The sequence below is a fragment of the Bacillus sp. RHFS10 genome, assembly GCF_016757475.1.
Classification (GTDB): Bacteria; Bacillota; Bacilli; order Bacillales; family Bacillaceae; genus Bacillus; species Bacillus subtilis_G.
In genome coordinates, this window is the sequence record NZ_JAESPO010000005.1 from 257,849 (window position 1) to 274,522 (window position 16,674).

At 41.0% G+C, this 16,674-nt stretch carries 2 protein-coding genes; both read left to right on the forward strand.

Features of this window, described 5'->3' with window-relative positions:
- The first annotated feature begins 29 nt into the window (after nt 1-29).
- On the forward strand, nt 30-8,777 hold the full coding sequence (locus tag JMN17_RS17570; protein WP_202328630.1) for an SDR family NAD(P)-dependent oxidoreductase: 8,748 nt from the start codon (nt 30-32) through the stop codon (nt 8,775-8,777).
- Nucleotides 8,770-16,671, forward strand: a complete 7,902-nt coding sequence (locus JMN17_RS17575; protein ID WP_202328631.1) for an SDR family NAD(P)-dependent oxidoreductase — start codon at nt 8,770-8,772, stop codon at nt 16,669-16,671. Before JMN17_RS17570 ends, JMN17_RS17575 begins: the two co-directional genes overlap by 8 nt.
- The last annotated feature ends 3 nt before the right edge of the window (nt 16,672-16,674 follow it).

Sequence of the window (16,674 nt, forward strand, 5' to 3'; positions counted from 1 at the left end):
TGTAATTTGTAAAGGGGATGATATGTTTTATGAGCGTAACTCGTGATGTAAGAAAAAAAATACTTTCTGACATTAAAAGCGGCCTGATTTCCTTGGAAGAAGGAGTAATACGGATTAAGCAACTTGATTCTGGTATGGCTCAGCGAAGGGAACAGACTGTTTATTATAAGACGGATTGGCAGCCAGCTGATCTCGATTTAGATCCAAAAGACAGCCGAAGAGAGGGCAGTCTTTTATTATTTGATACAAATGAGGATTTGCATAAGGAACTGACTGTACGGCATGATAGAAGTATTATTTTAGTCATGCCTGGGAAAGAATTTCGACGTATTCGGAGTGGTGTGTTTGAAATCAACCCTCGGTCTGAAAAAGATTATACAAGCTTGTTTGCGTTACTGAAAGAAGAGAAAGCAGACATAAGGGAAGCCGTCCATCTATGGTCTGACCAACCGTTTAGCAGTAATGAGAAAGCGATTGAAAGACAATGTGACAGCGGGGTTTATTCTTTATTTTTATTAAACCGGGCTCTCTTCAAGAGTAAAATGCGCAAAAAAGTAAACGTATTGTATGCGTATTTTTCCGAGCGTTTAGGAGAACAGCCCCTTTATGCATCGGCAAGCGGCTTTTTGCGGACTTGGCAGCAGGAGAACCCGCTAATTTCGCCAAAAAGCATTGAATTAGAGCGGTCGGCTTTCGCAAACGGCAGCTTAGGCGATATTTTGATCAATGAACTGAGAGACTTCAGCTCTCCTGAGATCGAAATCCGTTACCAAGGAATGGAGAGATTTGTTAAACGCCTGATAACATATAAACCTGCAAACAAACATACAAGTGAGGAATATATACTGCGGGACAATGGTGTTTATATTATCACAGGAGGGGCGGGCGGATTAGGATTCACCTTTGCTGAATATTTGGCTCAACAAACCAAATGCCAGATTGTCTTAACGGGGAGATCACCTTTTTCAGACAAAATACAAAATAAGATAGCACAATTAGAAGCCTTAGGAGCCTCTTCTATTTATTTACAGGCTGACATTTCAATAAAAGAAGAGGCAGAATATATAATCAATGAAACCAAAAGAGCATATGGAAAGATAAACGGAATCATTCAAAGCGCGGGTATCATCCGCGACTCATTTCTTCATAAAAAAACAATAGAAGAATTCAATCAGGTGATTAAGCCGAAAGTATTGGGCACACTTTGGCTGGATGAAGCCACAAAGCAGGAGCGTCTCGACTTTTTTATTTGTTTTTCCTCTACTTCAGCCGTTTTAGGAAATATTGGACAGGCTGATTATGCATTCGGAAATAGTTATATGGATCATTTGATGAACATGCGTGCCGCTCAGAATCCGGGCAAAATGTTCCTATCTCTGAATTGGCCACTTTGGAAAGAAGTCGGCATGCAAGTAGATGAGCGCACGTTGGAGACGATGAAAAAATCGGGCTTTTATCCCTTGGAGAAAGAGGAGGGGATCAGAGCGTTTTCAGCAGGTTTGTCATCTGGGCTTTCCCAATTCACGGTATTTTGCGGAGATGATCATATAGACAGACATGTACATAAATTGTATGAACGTGATAGCGGTCTGCTTCAAGAAGAAACAACCGTCAGTGAGACGGTAAAGCCTGATAAAAAGCTGAAAGCTGACACTTTGACATTTATAAAAGAAATTATTTCAGCAGAATTCAGAATGCCAGCAGACAAAATAGACGCAGAGGCAGCGCTGGATAAATACGGACTTGACTCAGTCATGATCATCAATATAACCAATGAGCTGGAGAAGCATTTTGGTGCGCTTTCAAAAACCCTGTTATTTGAGTTTCAAACTGCATCCGAATTATCAGCTTATTTCATTGAAAAGCACCATGATGCTCTGGTTCATATGCTGAAATTAGGAGTAAACGACAGCGGTAATGTTCAACAGGCGGCGGAAGCTGCTGATCCAGTAGTACCGAGCTTTCAACATAAATCAAAAGGGCTGGCTCATCAGTCAAACCTGAAAATAGCAGAAAAATATCAGGACAATGATATTGCCGTCATTGGAATCAGTGGCCGCTATCCGATGGCAAACGATCTTGACACTCTCTGGAGAAATTTAATGGAAGGGAAAGATTGTATAACTGAAATTCCTAAAGACCGCTGGGATTTTAGCCTGCATTATCAGCCGGAAGCTGATCATGACATAAAAAATCAAAGTAAATGGGGAGGATTTATTGATGACGTGTATCATTTCGATCCGTTGTTCTTCAATATTTCTCCGGCTGAAGCGGAGTTAATAGATCCTCAAGAAAGAATTTTTCTGGAAACAGTGTGGCATACCATAGAAGATGCGGGGTATGCGAAGAAAATGCTTGAAAGGAAAAATGTCGGCGTGTTTGCAGGTGTCATGTACGGGCAATATCAGCTGTACAGTGCTGGAAATCATGAGCAGGCCGTTTCTTCTTCATATGCATCCATCGCGAACAGAGTATCTTACTTTTTTAATTTCAGCGGACCTAGTATTGCTTTGGATACAATGTGTTCCTCGTCTTTGACTGCTGTTCATTTGGCATGTGAGAGTTTAATAACGAATGAATGTGAGCTTGCAATTGCCGGAGGAGTTAATCTTTCCATTCATCCTGATAAATATAAACTCCTCACTCAAGGCGGTTTTTTGTCCAGCGATGGTCGCTGCAGAAGCTTTGGATCTGGGGGAGACGGCTATGTTCCCGGGGAGGGAGCCGGTGCTGTTTTACTGAAGCCTGTAAAAAAAGCAATTGCTGACGGTGATCAAATTTATTCCATCATTAAGGCAACAGCTGTCAACCATGGGGCAAAGACGAATGGATATACTGTGCCTAACCCGACCGCTCAAAGTAAGGTGATTAGCAGAGCCCTGAAAAAAGGAAAGGTTGACCCGGAAAGTATCAGTTATATAGAAGCTCACGGCACAGGCACTGCATTAGGAGATCCGATTGAAATTGCCGGATTGCACAAAGTATTTGCCGATGCAATGACAGACAGAAAGACATGCGCAGTCGGGTCTATTAAATCTAATATCGGACATTTGGAGGCAGCTGCAGGCATAGCTGGAATTACAAAAGTAATATTACAAATGAAACATAAAACAATCGTTCCATCGCTGACTCATTCTTCTAAATTGAATGAGCATATTCAGTTTCAAGAAACGCCTTTCTATGTACCGGAAAGTCCTGAAAAATGGGTGTCTTCCGTTGCAGAGCGTGACGGAAAAAAAATATCAATTCCAAGGCGTGCAGGTATAAGTTCATTCGGAGCCGGAGGGGCAAATGCCCATATCATCTTGGAAGAGTACGTAAATAGTGAGAATGCCGTATTTGAAACAACCGAGCTAGAGCCGCTTTTATTTGTTTTTTCCGCCAAAAATGCTGAAAGACTGGTTGACTATGCAAAGGGTGCAGCGGAGTACATACAGTCAAAAGATTATACTTCAGATGCACTTAGGAATATAGCATATACTTTACAGACAGGCAGAGAAGAAATGGCATACCGATTGGCCGTCATTGCATCTTCAAAAGAGGAATTGATTAAGAAGCTTTTAGATTATTCACAGGGAAAAACATTATCAGAGCAGCTATTTACATCTGAACTTACATCCGTATCAAACACCATTGAATTTGAAAGTCATGAGACAGAAAAAGAAATTGAAAAAGCAATTGCAGAGAGAGATCTTTCAAGGGTTGCTGAGTTTTGGATCAGCGGATACACGATAAACTGGTCGTTCCTCTATGGAAATGACAAACCTAGACGGATTTCTGCACCGACATATCCATTTGCCAAAGAATTATGCAGAATAAGCGCCTCTAAACCTAGAAGCCGCCAAAAGGCAGATGCAATTGATGTTCTGCATCCGCATATTAACTGCAATGTTTCAGATTTTAATGACCAAAAGTTCAATATAAATGTCAAAGGTGATAATTTATACGTAAAAGCAAAACACGATGAAAGGATGTTTCCGTATCTTTTACAAATAGAAATCGCGAGGGCGGCAGGAGAAATAGCTTCAGGGCATCCGATTACTCGATTGACAAATCTTTCTTTTTCAAAACCGATCGTACAAAGCGGTCTAAATGACCAAATTCAAATTGTGCTGGCACCGGAAGGCGATACTGCTTCATTTTTTATAAAAGATCAGAATGAATCATCATTTTATTTCTCCGGCAAACTTGTATTAGAGGGGCTTAAGGAAAAGGGACAATTTATCAATATTAAACCGTTTATGTCAGAGTATACTGACTGGATATCAGGAGAAGCGTTTTATCATCGGCTTGCTGAAAACGGCTATGATTGCAGCAGTAAACTTAAAGGCATAGACCGTTGCGTGATACGGGACGGAAAGGCGCTTACAATCTTAAAGGCAAGCGACAAGGCAGAGGGTTATACGCTCGATCCCGCTGTTCTTGAAAGTGCTTATCAGACGATATTATGTCTCTTAGAGAAAAATACGGGGACAGTACCTAAAACAGTAGAAGAGTGTACCATTTTTGATGAAGAGGCCAAAGCTGTATATGCATACGCAGTACCAAGTGAATATGGCAAATCGTCTTATCACGTATTTCTGTTAGACGGTAACGGACGGGTGCTTGTAGAGCTTAAGGGACTGACTGTAAATCCACAGCCGCATACTGAGGTGAATTATTGTTTGCAGAAGTGGGTGCAAAAGAACCTTTCCCCTGTGAAAGTTGGAAATGAAAATGCAGGTACGATCTTGTTGTTTGCAAATGATAAAGAAATTGCTGAGGCGCTAATAGACCAATCTGCCTACCGGATAATTCTTGTAACGCCGTATCAACGACAGCTTATAAAGAATGCTCTGACATTTAGCATAGACCCTAAAATACCGTCAGATTATAATCGTTTGTTTGAAAAATTAGAAAAAAACAAGATGCTCCCAGACATTGTTCTGCATACAGGGGGAGATTTTGATGCAGGCGAACATCCGGTTAGAGGACTGTATTCGGTCTTTCATTTATTAAAGGCGCTGAGTGACCGAAAAAATTTATCTCTTAAACATTTACTGATTACTCAGTCTTATAGAGAAGATATGAGTGATCCTTTTGGTGAGACTTTACCAGGTTATTTGAAAACGATAAACATGGTGCTGCCTTCTGTAGAGCATGCTGTATCAATCAGCTTTTCTGAACATATTTCAGCCGACAAGCAGGCTGAACACTGCCTTCAAGAAATTGTATCTGCAAAAGGCCATATTACTGCTGAAGAAGTCAAATATGTAAAGGATATAAGGTATGTCAAAACCCTGGAAGATAGAGCGCTAACGAATGCAGGCGGCATAATGCTTAAAAATAAAGGGGTTTATATGTTAACAGGCGGTTTAGGCGGTCTTGGAATGACATTTGCTAAATATTTGGCGTCTGAATATAAGGCGAGATTAGTGTTAACGGGAAGGTCAGCGTTAACAGCTGAAAAACAGCATGAAATTGAAAAATTAAAGGCACATGGTGCTGCAGTGCTGTATTTTCAAGCTGATGTAACAGATAAAGATGCGATGAAACAGGTATTAGATGAAACGAAACGGAACTGGGGACCCCTTCAAGGTGTTATTCACGCAGCTGGTCATGCTGATGATCGTCTATTTACGGAAATGAGTCTCGCTGATTTTTCGAAGGGGCTGGCTGCTAAAATTGAAGGGACGATATGTTTAGATCAAATAACGAAAGAAGAACCGCTCGACTTCTTTGTGGTGTTTTCTTCCATCTCTTCGATATTTGGTGACTTAGGACAGGTTAATTATTCGTTAGGTAATTATTTCCAAGATCGATATATCCACTGGCGAAATGAAAAGAGTCTAAAGCATGAGAGACAGGGTAGAAGCATTTCAATTAATTGGCCATTATGGCGAGAAGGCGGCATGCATTTAAGTAAAGAAGCTGAATCTGCATACCTTTTAACTTCGGGGTTCCGCTATTTAGAAACAGAAGACGGAATAACAGCATTTGAGGCAATCTTATCAAATGAAGATCTGCAAATAGCCGTGCTTACTGGTAACAACGGCAGGTTTACAGCAGCTGATGATAAGTCTATTCAAGAATTAACAGCTGAGTTGGATCAAGAAAAAGGTGATTATACACAATTATTTAGACAGGCTCATGTATTAGATGAGTTGAAACGGATGGTGTCTGAATTACTGAAAATTAATATCGATCGCTTGGATATATCAGAGAATTTCGGCAATCTTGGCTTCGATTCCATCAGTTTGAAAACTTTCTCCGTCCAAATAAACCAAAGATATAAGCTGGAATTAACACCGGCGATTTTCTTTACTTATAGTAATATCGAATCGCTTTCTGACTTTATAATTGGTGAACTGCCTGTGGAAGCTAAAGAAAATGTGAAATCTGATATAGATATTCAAGAAAAAAGAGAATCACGGCACACTGAGAAGTTGAAAAAGTCTGAAATCCGCTTTCCGCCTGCAAAAAAGCAAACAGGTCAGTTAAAAAAGCCTCTGCAGAAAGAACCGATTGCAATTATCGGAATGAGCTGCGTTTTTCCCGGAGCAAAAAATTCGGGTGAATTCTGGTCAAACTTGATCAACGAAAAAGATATGATTCAGGAAATTCCGCTCGAGCGGTGGGATTGGAAAAACTATGCAGATAACAAAGCAAACAGCCGTATAAATTCTAAATGGGGCGGTTTTATCACGGATGTTGATAAATTTGATGAATCTTTTTTCAACGTGAATCCTCGAGAAGCTGAACTTATGGACCCGCAGCACAGAATATATTTAGAAGAAACTTGGAAAGCGATAGAAGATGCGGGTTACAAGGCATCAGAACTGTCAGGCAAAAACATCGGAGTGTTCACCGGCATTCAATTTAATGATTATCGCCAACTGTTAATGAAGCATTTAGACAAGGCACATGCATTAGTTGGAACTGGAAACAGCCAGGCGCTCATCAGTAATCGGGTATCTCATTATTTTAATTTCAGAGGTCCAAGTGAATCTATTGATACAGCCTGCTCAAGCAGTCTTGTTGCCATCCATAGAGCAGTGAGTTCGATTCAAGCTGGTGAAAGCGAGCTGGCAGTAGCCGGAGGCGTGTCATTGCTATTAGATCCCGTGACCCACTTATATACAGATAAACTTGGAATTTTGTCCGCAGATGGCAGATGCAAAACGTTTGATAAGCTTGCCAATGGTTATGTTCGAGGTGAAGGTGCAGCTGTGCTGCTGCTAAAGCCTCTGCAAAAAGCTATTGATGACAAGGACAATATTTACGGAGTATTGAAAGGAACCGGTGAAAATCACGGGGGGAGAGCTGCTTCGCTGACCGCCCCAAATCCGGAAGCTCAAGCAGCGCTGTTAACATCAGTTTATCAAAATGCCGGTATTCCTGCTGAAACAGTATCCTATATAGAAGCACATGGAACCGGTACGGAACTTGGAGATCCAATTGAAATCGAGGGCTTAAAAAAAGCTTTTGTATCCCTTAAGTCGGACAGCACAAGAAATACGGACCAATATTGCGGAATCGGTTCTGTGAAAACCAATATCGGACATTTAGAGCCTGCTTCAGGGATGCCGGGTCTGATAAAAGTATTGCTCGCCATGAAGCATAAAATCCTGCCGGCTACCCTGCATGTTAAGGAGTTGAACCCTTACATTCAGTTAACTGGAACGCCATTTTATATTGTGAATAAAACAATAAAGTGGAATAGATTGATAGATTGGGAAGGAAACGAAATTCCCCGTCGAGCGGGAGTCAGCTCATTTGGATTTGGAGGAACTAATGCCCATGTCATTGTAGAAGAATTTGAGGAAAGCCAGGAAAATCAAGTAAATAGGGAACAAGAACATGTAATTGTGCTCTCAGCTAAATCAAAAGAAAGATTAATTGCTTACGCCAAAGATTTTTCAAGCTTTTTAAAAGAGAAGCAGACAACTGGCCGGTACGGAGAGCCTAAGGTGAGAGAGCATAATCTACGAGAAGAAATCAGAATAGAGGCAGCAAAAATCCTAAGTTTAGATGCAGATGAAATAGACATGGAGACACATTTAACAGACTTGGGATTTGATCCGATGACCTTAACTGCATTAAGCTCTTTCATCAGCACAATATCCGGGAAAGAGGTCCCGATTGGCATATTTACAGAGCAACCAACACTCAACGATTTGTTCCATTATATCTGTCATGAATCGAATATGCCTGTTGACAATCAGGTTACATCTCAGCATGGAGATCAAGCAGGGTACAGCCTTGAACAAATAGCTTACACGCTTCAAACCGGCCGTGAATCGTTCGAATCGCGTCTTGCTATTATTTGTTCAAGCTTAGAGGAGCTTTCTGAAAAGATAAACGGTTACCTTCAGGGGGAAGATCTACAAGAGGTTTTTGAAGGAAATGCTAGAGAATTTCATAAAGTGTATTTCCCGATTTTTGATGGACCCGAGGGTCACTCATATATTCAATCGCTAATTCAAAAAAGAAAATTGACAAAACTGGCTCAAATGTGGACGATCGGTTATGAAATCAGTTGGGGAGATCTGTATGAGGGAGAAAATAAACCTATGAGACTTTCCCTTCCAGTCTATCCTTTCAGAAAAAACAGACATTGGATTAAACAAGAATTTACGCCTCAGGCTGAAAGACCTTCAATAATGCCGGCGGTTCACAAATCAAATGAAGAAAGCTCGGATGTTAAAATTATATCGCTTCTTGAAAAAGCACAATCAGGTGAGGTTAATACGAAGGATACAACAGAGCTGATAGAGGAGTTGCTTTTACATGAATGAACAAACTATACAAATTGAACAAATAGTTAGGAAAGTGAAAGAACGAGAGCTGACTCCTGAAGAGGGATTGGGACTAATTAAAGGTTTGGGTAAAACGCATATTTATGAAAAGGAATGGGTAAAATATATCTTTCAACGTACTGGGCAGCCTCGTCAGATGACAGAGCCAATTTTATTTTTGGCCAGTGACGAAAGTTTGTACAGCGTAATGAAGAGACAATTAGAAGGCGCCGCGGCGCCTTTTATTTATGTTTCTCCCGGAGACCGATTCGAAGCTGGCCGAAATGGCTGTTTTAAAATGAATTTTACACAAAAAGAAGATTATGAAGCTTTGTGCCGTGCGCTTGTCTCTCAGAATATAAAGCCTCGGCATATTGTTCATTTCCTCTCGGTCGGGGCATTTCGTGACACGGACAAGACAATGAGAGAGCAGCTCGATAAAAGCCTGTATTCTGTATTTTATTTGCTGCAAGCCATAATGGAGAATAAACTTTGTCCGAAAGCAGAGGTCTTATATTTATATGAAAATGTCCAGGGAGAGGCTCAGCCTATTTATAGAGCGGTTGAGAGTTTCCTCAAGACCGTTCAAGCCGAAAACCCGAATTTTAGGTGTAAGACTGCAGAATTGAAGGCGATGAGTAATGAGCCGTTTACAAAGGAACTTATCGCTGATGTCATTTTTTGTGAATGGAATAATCAATGTGTATCGAGCAGTTTTACATGTTATGACCCAAGACATTATTATATACAGCAAATTAAAAAAGTGAATAAAGGTGGATCCCCGGAAAATAACTTTAACATCAAAGAGAACGGTGTGTATTTGATTACGGGAGGTGCCGGCGGTCTTGGGTTTCTATTCGCGGAATATTTGGCGAAACGGGCAAAAGTTAATCTTATATTGACTGGCCGTTCACCGAGCTCTATGGAAATAGAGCAAAAAATTAACACGCTGAAAAAGCTCGGGGCTGAAGCTGTTTATATCCCAGCAGATATATCGAAGGAAAAAGAGACCGACATATTAATTGATCAGATCCGGCGGACATTTGGAAGATTAAACGGCATTTTACACAGTGCCGGACTTGTAGATGATGCATTTGTTATTAAAAAGAGGAGAGACAGAATAGAAAAGGTCATCGCACCCAAAGTATTTGGAACCGTTTGGCTTGACAAAGCTGCGAAAGGGGAATCTCTTGATTTCTTCGTCATGTTTTCGTCCCTGTCCTCCATCCTGCCTAATGCGGGCCAAAGCGATTATGCATTTGCAAATGGCTGTATGGACAGTTATACCGATTACAGGATCATGAAGAATCGTCCGGGAAAAACTCTCTCTATTAACTGGCCGTTATGGAGCGCAGGGAATATGTCAGTCGGTCCGAGAGAGTTGCAAGTTTTAAGGGAAACCGGTTTGGATCTTTTATCAGCGGAATCCGGTCTTGCCTTCTTTCAGAATTGTATGAGCAGCAATGCTTCTCAGCTGGCAGTTATTAACGGAAGTGAAGAAAAGATCTTCCAATTGCTTTCGGTTGATAATACAGAGACAGATGTAACATCCGAATCTGATCACGAACTTCCTCAAATTAGTGAAAATCAATTAAAAAAGCAAACGGTCTGTCTATTGAAAGAAATCATCGGAGCTGAGACTGGGAGACCAACTGACAATATTTTGTCCGGGGATACGTTCGACCGCTACGGTATTGATTCCTTAACGATCTTAGGACTAACTTCCAGGCTAGAAAAACACTTTGGCAGTGTATCTAAGACTTTATTTTTTGAATACAGCAGCATCGACCAGTTAGCGGAGTATTTTTTAGAACATCATTATGACAAGTTAGTCAAGGCTTTTTCGCCGCAGTCAGAACAGAGAAGGAACATAACGGCCGAAAAAAAACAACTGAAGCAACGAGGACGCTGCAGATCCTCAGCGGTTACCGAAGAAGATATTGCAATTATCGGCATAGCCGGACGTTATCCGATGGCTGAGAATGTAGAAAAGTTTTGGGATAATATTGCCTCGGGGAAAGATTGTATAACGGAAATCCCAAGCGAACGCTGGGATCATCGAAGATACTTTAATACTGGTGAAAAAGCTCGTCATAAAAGTAAATGGGGAGGTTTTATTAAAGACGCTGATAAGTTCGATCCGCTGTTTTTCTCAATTTCTCCTCATGATGCCGAGTTAATAGATCCGCAAGAACGGTTGTTTTTAGAAACTGCATGGCACACATTTGAGAATGCCGGTTATACAAGGGGAAAATTAAAACGGTATAAGACAGGTGTATTTGTAGGAGTGACATACAGTCACTATCAGCTTTTTACAGCAGGAGCATCTGATGATGACCGTAAGGCACTTTTGTCTTCTTATTCGTCAATCGCTAACCGGGTATCATATTTCTTCGATCTTCACGGTCCAAGTCTTGCTATTGATACAATGTGCTCATCTTCACTATCTGCCGTTCATTTCGCATGTGAAAGCATCAAAAGGGGAGAATCCAGCCTTGCAATTGCCGGGGGAGTAAATTTATCTTTACATCCCGATAAATATACATTGCTTTCTCAAAATCATTTTGTTTCGAGCGATGGACGCTGCAGAAGCTTCGGGGCTGGAGGTGACGGTTATGTACCAGGTGAAGGAGTAGGAGCTATTTTATTAAAATCGCTTTCGAAGGCAGTTGCCGAAGGAGACACTATTTACGGCGTTATTAAGAGTACTTCAGTTAATCACGGAGGAAAAACAAACGGCTACACTGTCCCGAATCCAAATGAACAAGCAAATGTTATCAGCGAAACGCTTGATAAAGCTGGAATTGGTGTAGACAGCATCAGTTATATAGAAGCGCACGGGACAGGTACATCGCTGGGAGACCCCATTGAAATTTCCGGACTGTCTAAGGCTTTCAGCAATCCCAAAAGTAGCTTTCGCTGTGCAATCGGTTCCGTAAAGTCAAATATCGGACATTTAGAGGCTGCTGCTGGGATAGCGTCAATCACTAAAGTGTTGATGCAAATGAAATACAAACAGCTGGCACCTTCCATTCATTCTCATGAGTTAAATCCTAATATTGATTTCGATGAAACACCGTTTTATGTCCAGACTGAACTAAAAAACTGGGAGGTTCCTGAAAGTCATGTTAGAAGGTCAGGCATCAGTTCATTTGGTGCTGGGGGATCTAATGCTCATATCATTATTGAAGAGTATATAGACGAAATAAATACCAATCCTGCAAAGAGCGAAGAAATGCAAATCATTCTTCTGTCCGCTAAAAACGAAGAGCGGCTCCGTATCTTAATTGATTCACTCATAAATGAACTTGATTCGAATACATCACTTACTGATGTGGCATATACATTACAAACGGGACGAGAAGCCATGGAAGAACGGCTGGCTGTAGAAGCACGGGACGTTGGTGAACTTGTCGATAAGCTCACCAAGTATTTACAATCAGATCAGGAAGTACACGGATTATATAGAGGAAATGCCCGTATTAGTTCCGATAATCATAAGACCTTATTAGCATCATCACAATTCCAGAACTTATATGATATAGCGCTTCATTGGGTAAATGGCGGTGAAATTGATTGGGAAGACAAGTACAGAACAGAATCACCGAAAATAATTTCTCTGCCAGCATATCCGTTTGAAAGGAATAGATATTGGGTGCCAAGCTCAAAAATCACACAAACAAATAGATTGACAAGAGTACAATCGGGGTTGCATCCTTTACTAGATCAAAATGTCTCGACCTTGAAGATGCAAAAATTTATTACTGATTTTTCAGAAGCATCTTTTGCATGGCCTGCCTTATGTATCAATCAGCAAAAAAATCTGCCTTTTAGCTCACTAATTGAAATGGCAGCTGCCGGTGGAGCAATGTCTGCCGAACAGAATGTGTGGAGAATGAAAAATATTTGTTTACATGCCCTATTGGAATTAACAGAACAACCCGTGCGAACTGAACTTAGACTATTTGATCAACAAGGTGCGGTATCTTTCGAATTGTCTGAACGGTCAGAACGCGAGGCTGAACAGATCATTTTAAACGGAGAACTGGAATACAAGGAAGCGAATCGTGAAACAGGTGCTCGTTTTAAATGTGCAGCTGACTATAAAGCGAATTGTAAAGAGTCTATGACCGGGTCCGAATGCTATGATCTTCTGGAAACCAATTTGATATATTATGATGCGGATTTGCGCGTTCTCACAGATTTATTTTTGCATAATGATTTCTTGCTTGCCGATGTCGCTATACCGGAAAAAGACTTGTATACAGAATGTATTGTAAATCCTGCTGCAGTTGAAGGAGCCATTCAAGCAGCAGCTGTTTTAGCAGCAAGGCACACTGGTGATCAAGGGTTTTACTTACAGGAGATTGAAGAGATTTGTTTTTATCAATCTGTTCCAAATGAATGTTACGTGTTTGTAGATCTGAACGAATCAAACGTTGAAGAGAGGCAGTTTACAGTTTACTTACTTTCACACGAAGGAGAATGTATGGCGGTCTTCCGGAATATGTTTTTCTCAGGATGGGAGACAGTAGTAGATAAGCCTGATAATATACCGTTTGATTTACTATGTAAATCTTGGGAAGAAAGCCAAGTCTCATCGTCTTTTCTTTCAAAAGGCCAGATCATTATTTTGGCTAACATTGAAAATGAGCAGTTTGCTTCTGAGTTGTTCGCTTCAGATCCTCTCATGGGCTGCACTGTCATTTGCAGGAAAGCTGATAGTCAATTACATCTGAGCGGCGAAGGCTTTAGCTTTGACAATCCTCTGCGTGCAAAGGAGACGGCTTTGGCGATCCTCAAAGAGAACACGGACATCACCGGTATTGTTGACTTGTCTGATTTATGGAGAGAGCCGGTAAAGGCTGCAGCCGACTCTGTTGGGAAACTGACGCTGTTGCAGGAAATAATAAAAGCTCAAAAGCATCTATTTGTTTTACACATTACAGAAGGACTGCAAACGTTTAAGAATAAACAGCCGACCTTAGCCGGGGCGGAAACAGCAGGATTAATTAAGATGTTAAGCGCCGAGTATAAAAAAATTAAAGCGAAAACAATAGATATAGATCAGCATTCAAAAAGTCTGGACGAACTACAACAATTGATCAAAAACGAAGCAGCAGCTGACGATCTTTACAGTGAAATTTGTTATCGTAACGGAGCTCGATATACGCAGTGTGTGAAGAAATTACATCCATCCGAGTTTAGCAGGGAAATCCGCCTGCCTGTATGCCAACCGGATCAAACACTTGTTATTACTGGCGGAACGAGGGGAATTGGCGCAGAGCTTGCCAGACACTATTCTGACAAGGGAGTAAAAAAATTTGTACTAATGGGGCTAACTGAATTGCCTCAGTCTGATGAAAGAGATGACCTGTTAAAACAGACAGATAAAAAATCCACCTTATATTCAAAATTGAAGCTGCTCAAAGAGTTAGAGCAAAAAGGGGTTCAGATAGAAATATATGGAGGTTCGCTTACTGAGAAAGAAAAATTACAGCAGTTCTTTTCAAAAGTGAGAAAGAAGCTCGGGCAAATTGGAGGAGTCATCCATTGTGCGGGGGTAGCCAATCATGTGAATCCGGCTTTCATTCATAAAACCAGTCAAGAAATAAAGGAGGTATTTGAGCCTAAGATACAGGGACTCCAAGTGTTGCATGACATTTTTCTGGAGGACAACCTCAAGTTCTTCATTTTATTTTCTTCAGTCGCAAGCGCATTTCCGTTGTTAGGAGCGGGAACGAGTGAATATGCTGCGGCAAACGCTTTTATGGATTATTTTGCGGCTTATCAGCATGCGTGTGGCCGAACTTATTATAAATCAATAAACTGGCCTAGTTGGAAGGAAATTGGAATGGGCGAGGTGAAAAGCCCTGCATATCAGGCGTTAGGGCTATTGTCACATCGGACTGAAACAGGCATAGGCATGCTCGACCAAATAATGAAAGTGACTGGATATCCATGCCTTATACCGGTTAAGACAAACCATGAGAAATTCTCATTACAGCAGCTGCCTCTCACAAAAATTCAAACCAGTGTTCATGAGCCATCGGTTGTAAACGAACAGTTCTCTGATGATACTGATAACGAAGCGATTATTAGTATTTTAAAAGATATTTTCTCAACAGAGCTTAAAATTCCTTGCGAGAAATTAGATCAAGATACTTCTTTTTCGGAATACGGGGTAGATTCTATTTTGCTGGTTCAGCTTGTAAAAAAAGCAGAAGCTGCTTTCCAAATAAAAATTGAACCGTCAGCCTTTCTGGAATACCCCAACTTCAAACAGCTTGCGTACTATTTAAATCAATTATTTGAAGATGAGGATGTATCCATTCAGCATATTTCTGACGCTCTGGGAAATGAAAGAGAAGTAAAGCTGGAGGACCGCTCATTAAAAAGCAATGGCTTACTAGGCTTTAAAACACGCATGAATAAAAAAACGATTCCGAAACAAAACGAATTTCAAGAGAAGCAAAAAAAATCGAATCAAATCGCAATTATCGGGATAGGCTGTGATTTCCCGGATGCCGAAAATAAAGAGATGTTTTGGCAAAATCTCGAAAAAGGGAAAGATAGTGTCCGCGAAGTTCCAACATCACGCTGGGATATTTCTCAATATTACTCGGATACTTACAAGAAAGGAAAAAGTATCAGTAAGTGGGGCGGATTTCTCGAGGATATTGAACATTTTGATCCAGTGTTTTTCAATATGAGTGAAAGTGAAGCATCTCAGCTTGATCCATTAATTAAAAAATGTCTGGAGGTCAGCGTACAGACACTGAGAGATGGCGGCTACCGAAAAGAAGAGGTGTCAAACAAAGAGGTTGGAGTCTTTATCGGTTCACGGGCAGGGACGTTCATGTCTAGAATAAGTTCACCTTCAAAAAATACGATAGTGGGAATTGGACAAAATTTCATCGGAGCTCATATCTCGCATTTTCTAAATTTAAAAGGACCGAATTTGGTTGTGGACACGGCTTGTTCTTCCTCATTAGTCAGTGTTCACCTTGCTTGTCAAAGCCTGATATCAAAAGAATCGGACATGGCTATAGCAGGAGGGGTTGATATTTTACTTGACCAAAAGCCTTACTTAATGTTAAGTGAAGCCAGAGCGCTTTCACCTGAGGGAAAATGCCGTACATTTGATGAAAAGGCGGATGGATTTGTACCGGGAGAAGGATGCGGCACCGTTCTGCTGAAGAGGCTTGATGAAGCTCTCACTGATGGGGACCGAATTTATGCGGTAATTGATGGATCTGCAGTAAATAACGATGGACAGACGATGGGAATGACAACACCGAATCCGAAAGCGCAAAGTGCAGTGATCAAAAAAGCGTTGAAAAACGGAGGAATCGACGCTTCTTCACTCAGTTATGTCGAGACACATGGTACTGGTACGATGATAGGCGATCCGATTGAATTAAAAGCACTGACTGAAGTGTTCCGGGAAGTAACGGAAGAGAAGCAATTTTGCGGTGTAGGTAGCGTAAAAACGAATTTTGGGCATTTAATGAGTGCGGCTGGAATAGCAAGCGTTATTAAAGTGGCATTATCCATCTGGAGTCAGAAGCTGCCTCCAACATTGCATTGCCAAACGCCGAATCCTAGATTTAAATTTGATCAATCTCCTTTTTTCCCGAACACTGCTTTAAAAGATTGGAATCCTAGAAAAGGAGTGTTAAGGGCTGGAATCAGTTCTTTTGGATTTGGCGGAACAAATGCACACATGTTATTGAGCAACATGCATTTTATAATGGGATATACAGAGCCGAAAAGACAGTCGCTCCCGCCGGCTGTCTTCAATAAAAAACGGTGTTGGATTGATAAGAGACATTCTCATAAAGAGGAAGAAGCAGACATGCTGATACCTTTACTAGAGTTTAAAGAACTATGATGA